The sequence below is a fragment of the Streptomyces sp. NPDC026394 genome (assembly GCF_055567735.1).
On sequence record NZ_JBVHPX010000002.1, the window covers coordinates 554,715 to 572,523 of the forward strand.

At 72.7% G+C, this 17,809-nt stretch carries 12 protein-coding genes, 1 tRNA gene and 1 pseudogene; 2 read left to right on the forward strand and 12 right to left on the reverse strand.

Features of this window, described 5'->3' with window-relative positions:
- Window positions 1-241: 241 nt before the first annotated feature.
- A complete protein-coding gene (locus ACZ4QV_RS06600; protein ID WP_467762639.1) occupies window positions 242-2,770 on the reverse strand; it encodes a GTPase in 2,529 nt (842 codons plus the stop codon).
- 128 nt (window positions 2,771-2,898) lie between these two features.
- Complete coding sequence (locus tag ACZ4QV_RS06605) at window positions 2,899-4,629, reverse strand: dynamin family protein (RefSeq protein WP_361145287.1); 1,731 nt, start codon at window positions 4,627-4,629, stop codon at window positions 2,899-2,901.
- 314 nt (window positions 4,630-4,943) lie between these two features.
- Between ACZ4QV_RS06605 and ACZ4QV_RS06610 the strand changes: the two genes are divergently transcribed.
- Window positions 4,944-5,019 (forward strand) — tRNA-Arg (locus ACZ4QV_RS06610).
- 70 nt (window positions 5,020-5,089) lie between these two features.
- Here the strand turns inward: ACZ4QV_RS06610 and ACZ4QV_RS06615 are convergent.
- Window positions 5,090-5,692: a DUF1707 SHOCT-like domain-containing protein gene (locus ACZ4QV_RS06615; RefSeq protein ID WP_361144425.1), complete on the reverse strand. Its 603-nt coding sequence runs from the start codon at window positions 5,690-5,692 to the stop codon at window positions 5,090-5,092.
- A gap of 392 nt (window positions 5,693-6,084) precedes the next feature.
- Between ACZ4QV_RS06615 and ACZ4QV_RS06620 the strand changes: the two genes are divergently transcribed.
- Entirely contained in the window at window positions 6,085-7,323 is a 1,239-nt protein-coding gene (locus tag ACZ4QV_RS06620) for an acyltransferase family protein (RefSeq protein ID WP_467762640.1), read from the forward strand.
- A gap of 121 nt (window positions 7,324-7,444) precedes the next feature.
- Here the strand turns inward: ACZ4QV_RS06620 and ACZ4QV_RS06625 are convergent, their stop codons facing one another.
- The 9 genes and pseudogenes from ACZ4QV_RS06625 to mreB all read right to left on the reverse strand — a co-directional run bounded on the left by ACZ4QV_RS06625 (window position 7,445) and on the right by mreB (window position 17,705).
- Entirely contained in the window at window positions 7,445-7,654 is a 210-nt protein-coding gene (locus ACZ4QV_RS06625) for an MbtH family protein (RefSeq protein WP_030018958.1), read from the reverse strand.
- Window positions 7,655-8,014: 360 nt separating this feature from the next.
- Window positions 8,015-10,759 carry an FtsX-like permease family protein gene (locus ACZ4QV_RS06630; protein ID WP_467762641.1) on the reverse strand — a complete coding sequence of 915 codons (2,745 nt, stop codon included), beginning with the start codon at window positions 10,757-10,759 and terminating at the stop codon, window positions 8,015-8,017.
- Window positions 10,756-11,577: an ABC transporter ATP-binding protein gene (locus ACZ4QV_RS06635; protein ID WP_467762642.1), complete on the reverse strand. Its 822-nt coding sequence runs from the start codon at window positions 11,575-11,577 to the stop codon at window positions 10,756-10,758. The genes ACZ4QV_RS06630 and ACZ4QV_RS06635 overlap by 4 nt, the downstream gene beginning before the upstream one ends.
- Before the next feature lie 355 nt (window positions 11,578-11,932).
- A complete protein-coding gene (locus ACZ4QV_RS06640; protein WP_361144437.1) occupies window positions 11,933-12,556 on the reverse strand; it encodes a GTP-binding protein in 624 nt (207 codons plus the stop codon).
- A complete protein-coding gene (locus ACZ4QV_RS06645; RefSeq protein WP_031004537.1) occupies window positions 12,537-12,899 on the reverse strand; it encodes a DUF742 domain-containing protein in 363 nt (120 codons plus the stop codon). Before ACZ4QV_RS06645 ends, ACZ4QV_RS06640 begins: the two co-directional genes overlap by 20 nt.
- 73 nt (window positions 12,900-12,972) lie before the next feature.
- A complete protein-coding gene (locus tag ACZ4QV_RS06650; RefSeq protein ID WP_030018953.1) occupies window positions 12,973-13,380 on the reverse strand; it encodes a roadblock/LC7 domain-containing protein in 408 nt (135 codons plus the stop codon).
- A 407-nt stretch (window positions 13,381-13,787) separates the two neighbouring features.
- A pseudogene (locus ACZ4QV_RS06655) lies at window positions 13,788-15,410 on the reverse strand (sensor histidine kinase); the annotation flags it as partial.
- Window positions 15,411-15,869: 459 nt separating this feature from the next.
- Window positions 15,870-16,412 carry a DUF4288 domain-containing protein gene (locus ACZ4QV_RS06660; RefSeq protein WP_361633279.1) on the reverse strand — a complete coding sequence of 181 codons (543 nt, stop codon included), beginning with the start codon at window positions 16,410-16,412 and terminating at the stop codon, window positions 15,870-15,872.
- Between the two features lie 213 nt (window positions 16,413-16,625).
- The gene (gene mreB / locus ACZ4QV_RS06665; RefSeq protein ID WP_361144443.1) at window positions 16,626-17,705 is read right to left on the reverse strand and encodes a rod shape-determining protein; all 1,080 of its coding nucleotides are present in this window, start codon (window positions 17,703-17,705) and stop codon (window positions 16,626-16,628) included.
- Between the last annotated feature and the right edge of the window lie 104 nt (window positions 17,706-17,809).

Sequence of the window (17,809 nt, forward strand, 5' to 3'; positions counted from 1 at the left end):
TTTCGTACACAGCCGTCGCCTCCCCCGTCGTGGGCCCCGGCGGGCCCTGCGGCCCGGTCCCGGGCCTGCGTGGAACCCATGCTGCACGGAATCGCCGGAGCCCGCCGGGCCCTGTGTGCTACCGCGGGGTTGTGGACAACTTCGTCACCCCGGCGGGGGCTTCATCGAGTCGAAGCGTCCTCACAACGCCCCGGCGGGGCAGCGCCCGGAACCCGGCGCCCCGGCCCTCCGCCCCGCCGCCTCACAACCCGGCCGCCACCGCGTACTGCTCCCGCACCTCCCGGTAGCGCAGCAGTTCGGCGGCGACCGGTTCCAGCACCGCGGCGCGGCCGCAGCCCGCTGCCGCCGTACGCAGCCGGCGTTCCGCTTCCTGGCCGTACCGGCGGGCCGCACCGCGCCCCGACACCCCGCACACCCACGACACGACCGGGCCGCCCGTCGCCCCGATGGCCGTCACCAGCAACGCGGACAGCCACTCCCCCGCCTCCGCCGCGCCCACCACCACGGCCAGCAGCCACAGCACCCCGGTCACCAGCAGCATCGTCAACAGCCCCTGCGCCACGGCGGCCACCGACCACCACCGCGGCCGCACCAGCGGCCCGGCGCGCAAGTCCCCTTCCGAGACCGCCGCCGCCCGGTCCAGCGCCTCCGGCAGCCCCTCGGCACCCCGGAACGCCGCCTCGCGCACGGCCTGCGCCCAGGGCGCCGGAAGCCCTTCCGACGCCTCCCCCGCCACGGCCCGTACGGCCTGCTCGACCAGCGGCCGCGCCGTCGCCCGCCCGTCCACCGGTACCCAGCCGCTCACGGTGCCGTACTCGTCCTCACCGCCCGCTTCGTCCGCTGCGTCCGCCTCCGTGTACGCGTCCGGGTACGCGTCCCGGTGCCACAGCTTGGATCGTCCCGTACGCCCCGGGCTCGTCCGCCCGGACCGCCCGCGCACCGCCCCCGGCCGCCGTCTGCGCAGCCTCAGGCGCAGCCACGGCGTGCCGCAGGCCCGTTCCCCGTGGCGCAGCCAGTCGCGTTCCGCCGCACTGCCCATCGCCCCGGCACCGACCGCCTCGGCGAGCCAGTCCTCGAACTCCTCCCGAGCCGCTTCCGTCAGCCCGTACCGCCCGTCGGCCACGTACACCGGCCACAGCCGCCCTGCCGCCGCGTCCACGTCCGCGGTCAGCCGCCGGTCCGCCGCGCCGCGCTCCGCGACGAACTGGCGGAGCGCCTCCCTCAGGTCCCCGACGCCCTCCCCGGTGGCCGCCGACAGTGCCAGTACGGCGGCGCCCGGTTCGCCGTGCTCACCGAGCGCCAGACCGTCCTCGTCGAGCAGCCGCCGCAGATCGTCGACCACCTGTACGGCGGCGTCCCCCGGCAGCCGGTCCACCTGGTTCAGGACGACGAACATGACCTCGGCGTGGCCCGCCAGCGGCCGCAGATACCTTTCGTGCAGCACCGCGTCCGCGTACTTCTCCGGGTCGACCACCCAGATCACCGCGTCCACCAGCTCCAGCATCCGGTCGACCTGCTCACGGTGCCCGGCCGCGGCCGAGTCGTGGTCGGGCAGGTCCAGGAGGACGAGACCGGGCAGCGTGGCCGAGCCGGCGGCCGGCGCGTGCCTGCGGCGTACCGGTACTCCGAGCCGGTCCAGCAGGCCGTGCGCGCCCGGCTGCCCACCCGACCACACGCAGGCCACCGGCTCCGAGGTCGTCGGCCGGCGCGCCCCCACGTCGGAGTGGTCCGCCCCCACCAGCGCGTTGAACAGGGACGATTTTCCACTGCCGGTGGCTCCCGCGACGGCGATGACAGTGTGTTCCCCGGACAGCCGGTAGCGCTCGTCGGCCGCTCCGAGCACCCGTCCCGCCTCGGCGAGCGTCGCCCCGTCCAGGCGCGTCCGGGACAGTCCGACGAGTTCCCGGAGAGCGTCCAGGCGGGGGCGCAGCCGCTGCGCGGGGGTGGGCCGGGCTCCGGGGCCTCCAGGGGATCGGGAGGACCTGGTCCCGCCTGGGGCCACAGAGTCTTCGTGGTCTTGGGGGTTACCGCGTTCTCTGGTGCTTCTGGTGCTCTTGGTGCTTCTGGTATCTCTGGTGCCTCTGGTGTATCTGCTGTCTCTGACACCTCTGAGCCCCTTGGCGGTCCGAGGGTCAGGGGCGCACTCCTTCGCCTCCTGTGCACGGCCGCGCCGGCCCCGTGGCTCCTGTACGGGCTCCGCGGGGTCCTGGAGTACGGCGAGTACGGCTTCGAGTTCGCTGTCGCCCTCGTCCTCCCACTCCTGCCAGTCGCGCTGCTGGTGCCACTCGTTCCCGTCGTCCAGCCATCCGTCCCCGTCCCCGTCCCCGCCCGGGTGGGATCTCCGGTCCCGGTCCTCCCACTCCAGCCACTCGGGCCACTCACGCCAATCGGGCTGTCTGCCTTCGCGCGGCTCCGCCGCCGCTTCCCGCGCACGGGCGTGGCGCCGCTCGGCTGCGGGCCTCGCGTCGGCACCGTCCTTCGCGCGGCGTGCGATCAGCCCGTCGTTCCAGGAGGAGAGCGCCTCGACCGGCTCCGAGGCCGGCCGGGCCGCTGCCGCCTCCGGGGCCGCCGGGTCTGCCGGGTCTGCCGGGGCCACCTGGCCTGTCAGGGCCGCCGGGGTTGCCGAAGCTCCCGAGGCACTCGAAACCTCTGAGGCTGCCGTCGAGGCCGTCGCGGAGACCGCGTCTGCGGCCTCCGCCGAGTCGACGGCGGCCATCACCGGCTCAGCGGCCAAGACCGTGTCGGCAGCCATCGGCAGGTCGGCAGCCATCACCGGCTCCCCCGCCACCACCGACCGCGCTCCATCACCCCCTCCCGCACCCCGGCTCGCACCCACACCCACATCCCCGCCCGCGCCCACATCCCCACCCACATCATCCGTACGCCCCACACCAGCAGTCACCGCGTCACCTTCTCCTTCTGCAGTAGAGACAGCGCGGCGATCAGCGCGGCCTGGTGGTCCGGCCGTACGCCCAGCGACTCCAGCGGCGTCAGGCGCCGCTCCCGTTCGCCGTCCAGCGCGCGCTGGAGGTACGTGTCGAGCAGTCGGCCGCCCCGGTCGCGCAGCCGTACCGCGGCCTGTGCGCCCAGCAGGTCGGCGAGGGCCTCGCCCGCTGTACGGGCCCGGCGTCCACCCAGCAGGGTGGTGGCCAGCAGCGCCGCGGCCTCCTCCGGGTCGGCGGCGGACTTCGCGCGCTCCCCGGCCCGCGCCCCGCGCGCCGCGCGTCCGCCGCGTGGCGCGCGCGCTTCCCGTACGCCTTCCTCCGCCAGTTCCTCCAGGCAGCGCCGCCACCGCCGTACGACCACGCCCAGGCGGGCGGCCGAGGCCGCGGCGTCCGCCACCTCCGTCAGGGCCGCGTCCGCCGCCGCGGGGTCCCGGCGCCACGCCTCGGCGGCCCGCTCGTCGGCTTCTTCCACCGCGCAGCGCAGCAGGGAGGCCAGCCCGTGGGTCAGGGCGTCCAGCAGTTCGTCGGGGCGCCCGCCGAGTTCGTGGTCCCGCCAGTGGGCGCGGGCGTCGCCGGACAGCACCTCGCCCTGTTCGACCTCGCGGCGTACCCGGATCGCGGCCTCCTCGTACGCCTGCTCCACCTGGTCGGCCAGCCGCAGGGTGGCGGCGTGCTGGGAGGCGGAGGCCCCGGCGAGGGCCGGCATCCGGGAGCGCAGCGAGGCCAGGACGCCAGCGGTGGTACGGGCGGCCGCCGCGTTCCGGACCTCGGGGTCCTGCGCGTGCCGTTCCAGCCAGCGCCGCAGTGCCGCCACCGCCGTGGCGGGCAGCAGCCCGCTGCCGCCGCCGGCCGATTCGGGCAGCTCGGGAATGGTGAAGCGGGGTACGTCGCCGAGCCCGGCTCGGGTCAGCAGGGCGGCGTACCGCGCCGAGATGTCGGTGGCGATCTGGTGCGGCACCCGGTCCAGCACGGTGACGAGGGTGACGTCGTACTCCTTGGCCGTACGGAGCAGGTGCCACGGCACCGCGTCCGCGTACCGGGCGGCGGTGGTGACCAGTACCCATACGTCGGCCGCGCAGATCAGCTCGGCGGCCAGCTCCCGGTTGCGGGCGACGAGCGAGTCGATGTCGGGGGCGTCCAGGAGGGCCAGTCCGCTGGGGAGGGCCGGGTCCGTCTCGATGCGCAGGGGCGCCATGCCCACCGCGCTCCGCGCCGCGCCGCCGCCGTCCTCCTCGTCCGCACCTTCGTAGGTGTACTCGCACTCGCGTTCACACGCGTCGTCGTACGCGTCGAGTTCCTCGGGGCCGTCCTGCTCGGGCACCCAGACCCGGGTGAACTGCGGCAGTACCCGCCGCCCCGCGAACCAGTGGTGGTCGTCGGGGTGGCACACGAGTACCGGCGTACGTGTCGTGGGCCGCAGTACACCGGCCTCGCTGACGCGCCGGCCCACCAGAGAATTGACGAGCGTGGACTTGCCGGCCCCGGTGGATCCGCCGACGACCGCGAGCAGCGGAGCCTGAGGAGCGCGCAGCCGGGGCATCACATAGTCGTCGAGCTGGTCCAGCAACTCGGACCGGGTACGCCGGGCGCGGGCGGCGCCGGGCAGTGGCAGCGGGAAGCGCGCGGCGTCGACGCGGTCGCGCAGCGCGGACAGGACGTCAAGGAGCCGGGGTTGTACATCCAAGGTTGCCACTCGTGCAGAATGCCCAATTTTGGCAGGTTTTTGAAGCGTATAGCCCTCTGTGCGTGCCGCGTAAACCCGTACAGATCGGGATCAGCGACGCATGAGGCAGCCGCGATCAAAGGGGCTCAGGCATAACGAGTGCACAACACCCGACGCGTGAGGCCCCAAAAACGGTGCAGAATTCGTACCTGCCTGCGATTATCGGGACCGCTTCACCGAACCTCCACAACGTGCCACGGAGGTGAAGCAACCGGGACGAGGCACACGGAGCCCTATCCTTGTCGGCGGCCCGTGTGATCCACGCCCACCACCTGGCCCCCGTAGCTCAGTGGATAGAGCAGGTGCCTTCTAAGCACTTGGCCGCAGGTTCGAGTCCTGCCGGGGGCGCCACTTCTTCGGCCGTCGAGACTGCCCGGGTGGCGCGGTCGCCGCGCGGAAGCGGCAGCCGCCGTACGCCCGGCTACTTCGCCTGTTCGCGCTTCAGCAGGCGGCGCTCGCGGACGTTGGGATGGCGGACGATCACGCCGGCCATGCCGGCGGACCCGGTGAGCCGGATGAGCGGCGTGTCCGGGAGCCGCTCGGGGGTGGTCTTGTTCCTGAGGGCGCCGAGGCCCGTCGCGACACCGTCGCAGTTCGCGGCCCACCCCTCCGGGATGACGACCGTGACGCCCGCCATCTCCCCGTGCACCTCCACCTCGACTTCCGGGAGTCGGCACTCGGTACGGGTGAAGTCGAGCCGGACGCCGCCCATGCCGCCGTGCGCGGTGATGTGCGCGGGCACCTCCCAGCGCCCCGTACGGGACGCGCCGTGGATGCCGCCCTTGAGGACCAGCGCCTCGCCCGGGTCCGCCGCGGAGACGGCCTGCGGCAGGTCGGCGGTGAGCGGCGCGAGGTCGGCGAACGTCTTGGCGGTCAGCGCCCGTTCCAGCCGGTCGTCCAGCTCCGCGAGGTCGATCCGGCCCTCGGCCGCCGCCTCCCTCAGCCGTTCCACCACGGCCTCCCGGTCGGCGTGGGAGGCGCGCAGTTCGCCCCAGGAGGCGGATTCCGGAGTCTTGGCGGTCATGAGCCGATGATACGAACGATCCGGACAACAGCGGGCCCTGTACGGAGAGTACGAGGGGTGGACCAGCCACCGGATCCGCCCGCAGGGTGCTGTCCCCCTGGGCCTCGGTGAGGTTTGCCCCACCCTGATACGGGTTCTGGCCCGACTGCTTCCGCCGGCTTCTCGCACCAGCATGGAAGGCGATCACCCCATCACCTTCATGACGGACCCCCGGCAGGCCCGTGGCACGCCCATGCGCCGACCGTGTGCGAGAAGAGGAAAGCTGCCATGCGGAACGCCTTCATACGGGACGCCTCCCTACGGGAAGCCGCGATGCGGAATGCCTCCGTACGGGAAGCCGCGATGCGGAAAACTGCCGTGCCGCGTGCCACGGACAGGGCGGGTTCCGGAGCATGAGCCTGGACGAGCGGTCCCGTCCGCACATACCGCTGCCCGGCACGACCGGCCGCCTCCCGGTGATCCAGCGCGACCGGGCCGTCGACGGACTGCGGGCGCTGGCCCTGCTGGCCGTGCCGACCGGCCACTGGCTCGTCGGCGGCTTCGTCCGCGACCCCGACAGCTCGCTGCACAACGCCAGTCCGCTCTCCGCGTTCGCGCCGCTCGCACCGATCACCTGGGTGCTCCAGATGCTGGGCATCTTCTTCCTCGTCGGCGGCTACGCCTCCGTGCTGTCCTACCGGCGCGCCATCGGGCGGGGCACGTCACCGGGCGACTGGCTGCGCGGCCGGCTGGCCCGGCTGTTGCGGCCCGCCGTCGGCGTCACCGCCGTATGGGCCGTGCCGGCCGCTGTCCTGTACGCGGCCGGGGTTCCCCTCACGACGCTGCACACGGCCGCCACACTGGTCGTCCAGCCCCTGTGGTTCGTGGGCGTGTACGCGGTGGTGACGGCGCTGACGCCGTACTGCATGGCAGCCTCGCGGTGGCTCGGGGGCTGGGCGGCGGCCCCTCTGGCGGCGGTCGTCGCTGTCGTGGACTTCCTGCGTTACGGCCCGTACGCCGACTCGGTCCCGTACTGGGCCACACTGATCAGCGTCATCCCGGGCTGGCTGTTCGGCTACCAACTGGGCGTCTCCTGGGGCGAGAAACGGCTCGGCAAGCGCGGCGCCCGGCTACTGCTCGTCGGCGGCGCCGCCCTCTTCGCGGTACTGCTCCTCGTCTTCCACTACCCGGCGAGCATGGTCGGCGTCCCCGGCCAGGACCGTACGAACTCCCACCCACCGTCCCTGCTGGTGATCGCCCTGGCCGCGGCGCAGTCGGGCGCGGCGATCCTGCTCCGCGACCGGATCACGGCCCTCCTGCGGCGGCCCGCGCTGTGGACGCCGGTGACGGCCGTCAACCGGTCCGCGATGACGATCCTGTGCTGGCACCAGACCGCCATGCTGGCCGTCGCCGTACCGGCCTCGTTCGTCGGTACGACGGTGGAGGGCCTGACCACCGCGCCGGACTTCGCCGCCTGGATGGCGACCCGGCTGCCGTGGCTGCCGCTCTTCGCCGTCGTCCTCGTCCTCGTCGCCCGGGTGGCGCGGCGGCTGGAGATGCCGTGGACGGGGATCTCCCGGGGGCAGCGGGTGTGGGCAGGGGTGCTGGCGGTGGGATTCGCGGCGTTCGCACTGCGGCTGACGGTGGTGTGACGGTGATGACGGCGATGTGACAGTGAGGCAGGGGCGCCCCGAGCGCCGTCGGAAAGCGAAGAGCACCCGTTCCGGGACCGGAGCGGGTGCTTTCGCGTGGGGCAGGCGGCAGGCGGGAGGCTCAGTCGGCCATGGCCTCCGCCAGGCTGCGCGGCCGCATGTCGGTCCAGTGCTCCTCGACGTAGTCCAGGCACGCCTGCCGGCCCTCCGGGCCGAACACGCTCTGCCAGCCGGCCGGGATCTCCGCGAACGAGGGCCACAGCGAGTGCTGGTTCTCGTCGTTCGTCAGGACGTGGTACTGCGCCTCCGGGTCTTCGAAGGGGTTCGTCATGCGAGTGGCCTCTCGGTGAGGGAGTTACCAGTGGAGAATTGGATTATGCGTGAGGTTGCGCCGGCGTCGAAGTGCGGGGGGAGGAAATGGCGGGATTTGTGGCTGTTCCGTGCGGTTCGGCGGGATGCGTCAGGGCGGGGCGAGGTACGTCCGCGGGCGAGGTACGTCCGGAGGGGTGATCTGCGTCCGTAGGCGTGATCTACGCGAGATCACGCCTACGGAAGTCTGGGCGTACGTCCGAGGGCACCCCGTTAGCGGGCACGGAAAGGCGCGAGGGCTGCGGTGCCAGTGAGGCCCCGCAGCCCTCGCGCCCGTTTCTCGATAATCGATTTTCCATCCCCCGTCCGCTCCCCGCGGCCCTCAGCGTCTCCCGGGGCCCGCCGCATGACGCCGGCGGAGCGTGGGCCACACCGGCAGCAGGGTGCCCGCCGCGACCGTCACCGCCACCACCGCCACGATCACCCCGGCCTGCGCGGGTGGCAGGTACGGCAGCGTCCCGGCCAGCGGCAGGCTGAGCGCGATCAGCGGCACCAGCGCGACCACCGCGCCGACCACCAGGCCCGACAGCCCCACGACGGCCGCCTCGATACGCAGCATCCGCCGGATCTGGCGCCGTCCCGCGCCCACGAGGCGCAACAGTTGGATCTCCTGCCGACGGCCGATCATGATGAGGGTGAGGGTGCTGAGTACGGCGATGACGGTGAAGCCGCCGATCACGCTCACCGCGACCACGGTGATCACTTCTCCGACGCCCCGGTCCTCGGCTTCCCGCTGCTCCCCGGCCGGGTCCGGCACGAGACGCGCGCCCGGCGCGGAGTCCGCCAGTACCCGCTGCACGGCGGCCTGCACCCGACCCGCCGGGGAGTCGAGGCCGAGCAGGACGCGGGAGTGCAGGGGCGCGGCCATATGGGGCGCCAGCTCCTCGGTGGCGAAGAGGAAGTCGCCCAGGGCCAGCGAACGTTCGTAGATGGCCGCCACGCGCAGCGAAACGTTTGCCCCGTCGCCGTACCGCAGCGTGACGGCGGACCCGATACCGAGCCCCAGCGACCGCGCCCGGTCCTTGCCCACCGCGACCGTGCCACGGCCCAGCTTCGCCGTATCGCCCTCGACCACGCCCGGGTCCAGTACGCGTGGCAGCGCCGCGGGGCTGACCGCCAGCACCGGCAGCCGGTCCAGTCGCGGGTCGCCGAGGTCGTCCCGCGCCAGGACGACCGTGCTGTGCAACACTCCCGAAGCGGCTGCCACGCCCGGTACCCGCCGGACACGGTTGGCCGTCTCCTCCGTGATACCCGGGCCGTCCGCGACGACCGCCAGGTCGGCGCGTACCGCGTCCTCGCCCTGCCGGCCGCCCTGCCGGTCCAGCGTCGCGCCGCCCGAGAGCTGCACCGTGACGAAGGCCACCATCAGCACGATCGGCGTGATCGCGGCGCCCAGCCGACGTGAGTTGGCCTGTGCGGCGGCGGCAGCCAGATAGCCGCCCGCTCCGCCGAGCCGCCGTGCGGGTGCGCCGAGCACCCGCAGGGCGCCGCGGGCGATCCAGGGGCCGAGCAACGCGCACCCGATCACCAGCGTCACCGCCGCGGTGCTCGCGGCCATCGCGGCCACCTCGCCGAACTGGAGCACCGCCGTACCGGCCGACGCCACACCGAGAAACAGCGTCACGAGACCGGTCACGGTACGGCCGCGGCCCGGCCGCTCCGGCTCGCCCTGCGCCTCGCCCATCGCCTGCGCGGGGCGCACCCTGGCGATCCGCCGGCAGGACAGGGTGCCGGCGATCCACGCCACGAGGACGGTCAGTCCGGCGGTCAGCAGGGGCACCGCGTACAGCCACCAGGGCGTGGGCAGTTCGAGGCCCGCGGGTACGGCGTCGCGGCTGCGCAGCAGGCGGAGCAGGAGCCCGAAGACCGGTACCGCGCCGACCGCGCCGGTCACGGCGGCGACGACGGCGACCGTACGGACCTCCCGGCTCACCGTCGCGCGCAGTTGCCCCGGCGTGGCGCCGACCGCGCGCAGCAACGCCATCTCACGGGCACGCTGGTGCACGGCCTGCGCGACCGTGCCGGCCACCACGAGTACGGCGATCATCACGATGAGAGCGCAGACCGACCCCAGCAGTTGCAGCAGACTCCAGCGGCTGGGAGCCGCGTCGAGGAACTCCGGTTCCCCGCGGCTGTCGCCGGTCAGCACTCGCAGCGCGGTGCTGTCCTCTTTGTAACGCTGGCCGGCGGTGACGCTGCGGGCCGGATCGGCGCCGTCCAGTGCCGCACGTACCCCGGCGTGGATCTTCTCGTCACTCACCCCGGGTTCGGCGAGTACACCGATGGCGTCGGTGCTCCCGGGGTGCCCGGCCAGTTGCCGCGCGCGCTGGTCGGTGAAGAAGACGGCGCCCTGGTGTCCCAGTCCGGTGCGGTCGCCCTGCCCCTTGGGGGCGGCGATACCGCGGACCTCGTATGTCGCGGGGGCGCCGAGCGACTGCACCGTGATCTCGTCACCCACGCGTACGCCCGCGCGGTCGGCCAGGTGGCCGTCGAGGACCACCTGCCGGGGGCCGGTGGGGGCGCTTCCTTCGCGCAGCGTGAAGGGAGCGAGGGCGGCGGCTTGCCAGGAATGTCCGTAGATGGGGGCGGAGGTGGTCTCGGGGTCGGGGGTGGCCTTGGGGTCGGAGGCGTTCTCGGTGTTGGAGGAGGGGGCGGCGGATGAGGTGGAGGTGGGCTTCGCGGATATGGCGACCGGGAAGGCATCGTCCGCAACGGCGGCCCGTACGCCCGGCACGGCCGCGATCCTGGGCAGCACCGAGCGCGGCACCCGCACCCGTTCTGTCAGCTCCGTCGACGTCGAGTGGGTCTCGCCCAGGGCCTTCACCGTGTAGCGGGTGCTCTGGTCGCCGGTGACGACCGCGGCGGCGCCCGCGTAGCGCTCCACCCGCGCGTGACCGGCCACCGCGGACAGCGTGGCCAGTGCGAAGCCGCCGAGTACCAGAGAGGTGAGCACCAGTACCGCGAACACCGCGGCCCATGCCTTGCGGTGCAGCTTCAGCGAGCGGGCAGCGAGAAAGCGGGCGGTACGACCGGTGCGTACGGAGCTGTCGTGGGGCGCGTACGTCATGGCCTCGCGCCTCCGCCCAGCCGCTTCATCGCCTGCGCGACGCCGTCGGACTGCGGCTGGTCCAGTACGCCGACGACGCGCCCGGCGTCGATGAAGAGCGCCCGGTCCGTCCAGGAGGCGGCGACCGGGTCGTGGGTGACCATCACCACCGTGTGCCCCGCGCGGTCCACCGCGCCGCGCAGCAGGGTCAGTACGTCGATGGCGGTGACCGGGTCGAGGGCGCCGGTCGGCTCGTCCGCGAAGATCACTGCGGGGTCGGTGACCAGCGCCCTGGCGATGGCCACCCGCTGCTGCTGCCCGCCGGAGAGCAGCAGCGGGGAATCGTCGGCCCGGTCCGCCAGCCCCACCGACTCCAGGACGCGCAGCGCCCGCGCCCGTACGTCCGCGCTGTCCGGTGCCTCGCCGCCCAGCAGCAGCGGCAGCGCGGCATTCTCGACGACCGAGAGCGAAGGCACCAGGTTGAGCGACTGGAAGACGAAGCCGACGCGTTCGCGGCGGAGCCGGGTGAGGGCGGCTTCGCCGATCCGGGACAGGTCGGTGCCGTCGATGCGTACGGTCCCCGAGGTCGGCCGGTCCAGGCCGGCGGCGCACTGGAGGAACGTCGTCTTGCCGGAGCCGGAACGTCCCATCACGGCCACGAAACTGCCCCGGGGAACCGTGACGCTGACGTCGTCCAGGGCGGCTACGGTCCCGGCGCCGCGTCGGTAGCTGCGGGTCACGGACTCCAGCGTCAATGCGGCGCCGTCGTCACCGGGTGCGCGGAGCGGCTCCGCGTCCCTCGTCGCTCTGCCGCTTTCCCGCGGGCGAAGCCTGATCATTCCGTAACCCCTCCGGCCTTGCGCTTGCTCGCCGATGTTTCGGCTGCTCAGACGCTATGAGCGGAGCGTGGCGGTGACGAGGGCGTCCGCACCCCACTTGAGGGGGCACTCAGCAACACCATGGGGGTGGGGGCGACGGCACCGGGCGGCGGGGGGCGGGAGGCGGGAGACGGGAGGCGGGAGACGTGGGGCGGGAGACGTGGGGCGGGACCTCGCAGGCAGGAGCCCTGTACGGCCGGGGAAGGCCGACGAACGGCCGGCGGACGCCCACATGCGAACGCTGACCGTCCAGGAATCAACCCCGAACGGCCAGCGCACGATCATCGGCAATCAATCAGCCGACGGCTTCGGTCGATCAGCTACCGGCGAGCGAGTGCAGATACCGCATCAGCGTCATCAGTACGTCCCGGCTGGAGGTTCGCAGCCGGGCGTCGCAGTCGATGATCGGCACCTCGGCGGGCAGGTCGAGGGCGCCCCGGATCTCCTCGATGGCGTGGACGGGGGCGTCCGGGAAGGAGTTGATGGCGACCACGAAGGGGACGCCGCGCTCCTCCAGGCGGCCGATGACGTCGAAGCTGACCTCCAGTCGACGGGTGTCGATGAGGACCACCGCCCCCAGCGCACCGTCGAACAGTCCGTTCCACAGGAACCAGAAGCGCTGCTGGCCCGGCGTACCGAACAGGTACAGCACCAGTTCGTCGTTGAGGCTGATGCGGCCGAAGTCCATCGCCACGGTCGTCGAGGTCTTGCGCTCGACACCGACGATGTCGTCCACGCCGACACCGGCCTGAGTCATCGTTTCTTCAGTGGTCAGCGGGCGGATCTCGCTCACCGATCCCACCAGGGTCGTCTTGCCGACCCCGAAGCCGCCCACGATCACGACCTTGACCGCGGCGGCGGCCGTCTCGGGCAGTTCGTCCTCGCTCCGCGGCCCCTGAGCGGGGCGCTCGACGAGCGTTTCAGAGCTTTTGAAGTCCATGGATCACCGCCTCAATAAGGGCACGGTCGGGAAGTTGGGCGGGAGGTACGGGCGCGCGTGCCACCACCCGCCCGTCGGCCAGCAGGTCACCGAGCAGGACGGTGACCACGCTGACCGGCAACTGCAGGTAGGCGGAGAGCTCCGCCACGGACAGCGGGGAATGGCACAGCCGCATGATCGACGCCTGCTCCGGCTGCATCCCCGGCTTCGGCCCGGCCTTCGACACGATCAGCGTGACCAGGTCGAGGGAGGTGGTGTGGCCGGAGGCGCCGCTGCGCCCGCCGGTGATCACATAGAGCCGCTCGGGGCTCTGTTCCTCCCAGTCCTGGTCCGCTCCGCTCATGCCGTGTCCCCGCTTCGCCCCGCCGTACCCGCGCGCGGCCCACGCCGCCGGCCGATCCGCTCGCTGCGCCCGCTCATGCGTCCTGTCCGTCGTGGCGCGGTGGGCTGCTGAGGTGCTCGCCGATACGGGCCACCAGGTCCCGCATCCGCTGTCCTATCAGCCCGGCGTCCACACCCTCATCGGCCAGGACGGCGAGGTACGCGCCGGCGCCCGCCGCCATCAAGTAGAAGAAGCCACCGTCCAGTTCGATCACGACCATGCGCATCCGGCCGTCGCTGTGCGGGAACTCCGCGGACACCGCGCCCGCCAGACTCTGGAGTCCGGCGCAGGCCGCCGCCAGTCGGTCGGCGGTATCGGTTTCCGTACCGTACTGGGCCATGCGCAGGCCGTCCGAGGACAGCACGACCACGTGACGGGTCTGCGGAACGCTCTCCGCGAGATCCTTGAGCATCCAGTCCATGTTGGGCCGGTGCTGAATCATGGCTACTCACTCTTTTCCGACGACTCGTCACTCTTCTCACTGGCTGCACTTGCGGCACTGACTGAAGTCCCCGTACCGGCGGCCGGGCCCGGGTGGCCGGCCCAGCCGGCATCCGGGCCGGGACGCTCGGCGGCTCCGCCCCACCGGCCCTGCTGGCGCTGCCGGCCCTGCCGGTCGTTGGCCGACTGGCCGTACTGGTCGTACTGGCCGTGGTCCTGCTGCCCTTGGCCCGGCTGACCGTACTGGTCGCACCGGCCGTGGTCCTGCTGGCCGTACTGGTCGTGGTTCGGCTGGGGCTGGGCGTGAGGTTGAGGCTGCGCCTGGGCGTGAGGCTGCGCCTGGGCTTGAGGCTGCGCCTGGGCGGGAGCCGGGGTCGGCGGCTGGGCCTGCTGTCCTCGGGGCGGCTGCGGCTGCGACTGGCCCGAGGCACCCGACCCGCTCTCGCCGGACAGGCCGCTCTGGAACGCGGCGAGCCACATACCGGGCTGCACCGGCGCGGCCTCCTCCGTCCCGGCGGCGGGAGACGTGGGAGCGGGTGCCGCGTGGGCGCCGGGGGCCGCCGGGGGCACGGGCGCGGTGACGCGGGACTTGCGGCGCCGCTGCGGCAGTCCGTTGGCGGTCCGCTCGGTCACGAGAGGAAGGTCATCCTGGGTCTCCTCCCGGACGTCGTCCCGGAACTGCGGGGGCGCTGCCGCGGCGGCAGGCGCGGGCGCCGCGGGTACGGACAGCGCGGCCGGAGCTGGGGCAGACTGCGCGGACGGGGTCGCCGCGGCGTGCCGGGGACCGGCGGCCTGCGGGGCCGCGTTCACCTCGCGGCGCTCCGTACGGACCGTACGCGGGCCCGAGGACGCGCCGATGCCGTGCGCCCGTCCGGTCGCCGCGGCGGTGGTGATCAGGTCCTGCGGAACGATCAGTACCGCGCGGACACCGCCGTACGCGGAAGGCCGCAGCGACACATGGAAGTTGTACGCCTGCGCCAGCCGGCCGACCACGGCGAGACCCAACCGCGGCGTCTCCCCCAGGTCGTTGACGTCGATGCCCTGCTGTGCCTGCTGGAGCATCCGCTCGGCCCGCGCGCGGGCCTCCTCGCTCATGCTGACGCCGCCGTCCTCGATCTCGACGGCGATACCGGACTGCACCTCCACGGCGGTCAGGTGCACCCGGGTCTGCGGCGGGGAGTAGCGGGTGGCGTTGTCGAGCAGCTCGGCCAGCGCGTGGATCAGCGGTTCGACGGCGGTGCCGACGACCGCGACCTCCGAAACGGAGTGCAACTCGACGCGCTGGTAGTCGATTATTCGCGACATCGCGCCGCGCAACACGCTGAACAGCGGGACCGCGCGGCTCCACTGGCGGCCCGGGCGCGCGCCACCGAGAACGGCGATGGAGTCGGCGAGACGGCCGATCAGCGCCGTACCGTGGTCCAGGCGCAGGAGGTCGCCGAAGACCTCCGGGGACTGACCGTGCCGGTCCTCCATGTCTCGGAGTTCCTGCGCCTGTTGGTGGACGATCGCCTGCACGCGGCGGGCGATGTTCACGAAGGCGCGCTGCGCGGACTCGCGCAGGTCCTCCTCGGCGACGACGGCGTCGAGGACGGAGCGCAGCACCGCCTGGTGCGCCGCGGTGAACTCGGGCGTCAGCCCCGACTCCCGCCCCTGCCGCGTCACCTCCTCGGTGATCGCCGCGTGCACGTCCTCGGGAAACTCGCCGCGGCCGAGCCGGGCCACCACGTCGGGGAGCAATTCCTCGGCCAGCCGTACGGTCTCGGCCTCCTGCCGGCCCAGCGCCGCCTGCTGCGCCGCGGCCTGCGCACGGAGCGCGGCGAGCGCCCGGCCCCGGCGGGTGACCTCGCCGGTGACCAGCGCGACCGCCACAGTGGCGACCGCGCCGATCCATACCACCGGCGTAGTCGCCTGCGGGGGGACCGTCACCGCGGCGACGGCCGCGGCCACGGCGGTCGCCGCGGCGGGCAGTATCCACGCGAGAACCGAGGCAGGACGCGGCCCCTCGGGCGACGATCCTTCTCGAACCATCTGCACCCTAAAACCCTCAAAACATCGACAGATCACAGGACGTCTAGCGGGTCCCAGCTCCCCGTTCGGCGCCGCCACAGAGGTACCTGCGGTAACTGCCTTCATACACTGGGCCGGTAGTAGCATAACCGCCTTTGATCAAGGACTGACGCCAGGTCACTCCTCGGCCTCCGCAGGCGGATCCGCGCCCTCCGCCGGGGTGGCCGGTGGCGGAGCGCGGACCGGGACAAGTGGATGAAGAAACGGTTACCTGGAGCTGGATCGCCCGTGGATTCAAGGCGCATGGGCGCCGGCGGTTACCGTTACCGGTCACCCGTTGCCCGTGCGACGTCGGTGCCATCCGCCAGGCGTCCACGCCCCGCTCGTCAGGCGTCCACACCCGGTTCGTCAGACATCCACGTCTACGTCCGTGTCCACGTACACATCCGTGTCCACGTCCACTTTCACGTTCGCGTCCGATCAGAGCTCTTCGCCCGACAGCAGCGGTTCGAAGCGTTCGTAGGCCGCGTAGTCGCGGAAGTGCCGTGCGTACAGGTCGGCATCCTGTGTCAGGTCCTCGTCCAGCGCCGCGCTCACGTCCACCACGCACTTGAAGCACCAGGACACCGTCTCGCCCCGGTCGTTGAGGTAGCTCGTCTCCCGGGAGCGGGCTCGCCGCTCGGCCCGGCGCCGCGCGTCCGCCTCGTCCGTCGCGTACACGAGCAGCACACTCTCCTCGTACAGCGGATCACCGCCGCCTCCGCCCCGCGATCCGCCACCGCTCTCGCCCGGCGATCCGCCACCCTCGCTCGGCGTTCCGCCACCCTCGCCCGGCGACTCCATGAGGACCACCGCGATGTACGGTCTGGGCCCGCTGTCCCGGACCTCTTGCTGTCCGCCGGTTGCCACGGCGCGCTCACCGTCCTCGACGACCGACCGGGCGTGTGCCACGGCCCAGCGGCGTTGCGGGACCGAGCCCGTCCGCACCCGTTCAGCCGGCTGGAAGACCTTCGCGTTCAGCATGGGAGCCCGCTTCCCGCAACCGGCCCCGTGTCGATCATGAACGCCAACCGGTTCGGCATGATCGTTCCTCCAGGGTGAACGCTGACTCACCACGACCGGCCTCGCAGCCGGCGCAATCATCTTCACCCGTTTCAGGGGTTACCGCACGTCGACGGCTTCCGGCGGGGGACGGACGGGAAGCGGGCCCGCCGGCTCGGCACGGCGCCGCGCGCCTCAGAGCCGTACGGCCTTCCGCGGCTGCTCCATGGCTCCGGCCAGCAGCCCCTGCAGCGTGGCGAATTCGTCGACGCACCGGCCCGTACCGTTGACCACACAGTCCAGCGGGTCGTCGGCGACCACCACCGGTACGCCCATCTCCTGACGCAGCCGCTGGCTGAGGCCCCGCAGCAGCGCGCCGCCACCGGTCAGCGCTATACCGCGCTCGATGATGTCCCCGGAGAGCTCGGGCGGGCACTCGTCGAGGGTGCGGTGCACGGCCCGTACGATCGCGTCGACCGGTTCGGCGAGCGCCGAACGGATCTCCTCCTCGGTGATCTCCTGGATCCGCGGCAGCCCGCTGACGTGGTCCCGGCCGCGCACAGTGTAGGACGTACGGCGCTCGGGCTCGCCCTCCTCGTCCACGTCGACCGGGGTCCAGGCCGCCGAGCCGATCGCGATCTTGATGTCTTCGGCGGTGCGCTCGCCGATCGCCAGCGAGTGCTTCTTCTTCACGTACGAGATGATCGCCGCGTCCAGCGCGTCGCCCGCGACCCGTACCGACTGGGCGGTGACGATGCCGCCCATCGAGACGACGGCCACCTCGGTCGTACCGCCACCGATGTCCACCACCATGCAGCCGACCGGCTCGGCCACCGGCAGACCGGCGCCGATCGCCGCCGCCATCGGTTCCTCGATCAGGTGCACCTCACGGGCGCCGGCGCTGCGCGCCGAGTCGATGACGGCCCGCCGCTCGACGCCGGTGATGCCGGAAGGCACGCAGATCACGACCCGCGGCTTGGAGAAGCGGCGGGTGGGCAGCGCCTTCTTCATCAGGGCGCGCAGCATCTGTTCGGCCGCGTCGAAGTCGGCGATCACCCCCTCCTGGAGCGGGCGCATCGCGGTGATGCCGGACGGGGTGCGGCCGATGGTGCGCTTGGCCTCCGACCCGACGGCGATCACCTCGCCGGACGCGTTCACGGCGACGACGGACGGCTCGTTCAGGACGACGCCCTTGCCGCGTGAGTAGACCAGGGTGTTGGCGGTGCCGAGGTCGATGCCTATGTCGTACGTACCGGACGAAGTGCTGGACGCCATGGGAGGTTCGCTTGCTCTCTCTCGACTGGACGACAGGGCCCCGCGCGCAGGGCCCTCGAACATCGCGCCCCGGGCGGCACGGATGGCTCGCTGAGCCGCTCGGG

Coding starts and splice junctions, on each gene's coding strand:
- ACZ4QV_RS06635 (WP_467762642.1), bottom strand. CDS start 11,577: ATGATCAGGCTTCGCCCGCGGGAAAGCGGCAGAGCGACGAGGGACGCG.
- mreB (WP_361144443.1), bottom strand. CDS start 17,705: ATGGCGTCCAGCACTTCGTCCGGTACGTACGACATAGGCATCGACCTC.
- ACZ4QV_RS06660 (WP_361633279.1), bottom strand. CDS start 16,412: ATGCTGAACGCGAAGGTCTTCCAGCCGGCTGAACGGGTGCGGACGGGC.
- ACZ4QV_RS06640 (WP_361144437.1), bottom strand. CDS start 12,556: ATGGACTTCAAAAGCTCTGAAACGCTCGTCGAGCGCCCCGCTCAGGGG.
- ACZ4QV_RS06630 (WP_467762641.1), bottom strand. CDS start 10,759: ATGACGTACGCGCCCCACGACAGCTCCGTACGCACCGGTCGTACCGCC.
- ACZ4QV_RS06650 (WP_030018953.1), bottom strand. CDS start 13,380: ATGATTCAGCACCGGCCCAACATGGACTGGATGCTCAAGGATCTCGCG.
- ACZ4QV_RS06615 (WP_361144425.1), bottom strand. CDS start 5,692: ATGACCGCCAAGACTCCGGAATCCGCCTCCTGGGGCGAACTGCGCGCC.
- ACZ4QV_RS06625 (WP_030018958.1), bottom strand. CDS start 7,654: ATGACGAACCCCTTCGAAGACCCGGAGGCGCAGTACCACGTCCTGACG.
- ACZ4QV_RS06600 (WP_467762639.1), bottom strand. CDS start 2,770: ATGGCTGCCGACCTGCCGATGGCTGCCGACACGGTCTTGGCCGCTGAG.
- ACZ4QV_RS06620 (WP_467762640.1), top strand. CDS start 6,085: ATGAGCCTGGACGAGCGGTCCCGTCCGCACATACCGCTGCCCGGCACG.
- ACZ4QV_RS06645 (WP_031004537.1), bottom strand. CDS start 12,899: ATGAGCGGAGCGGACCAGGACTGGGAGGAACAGAGCCCCGAGCGGCTC.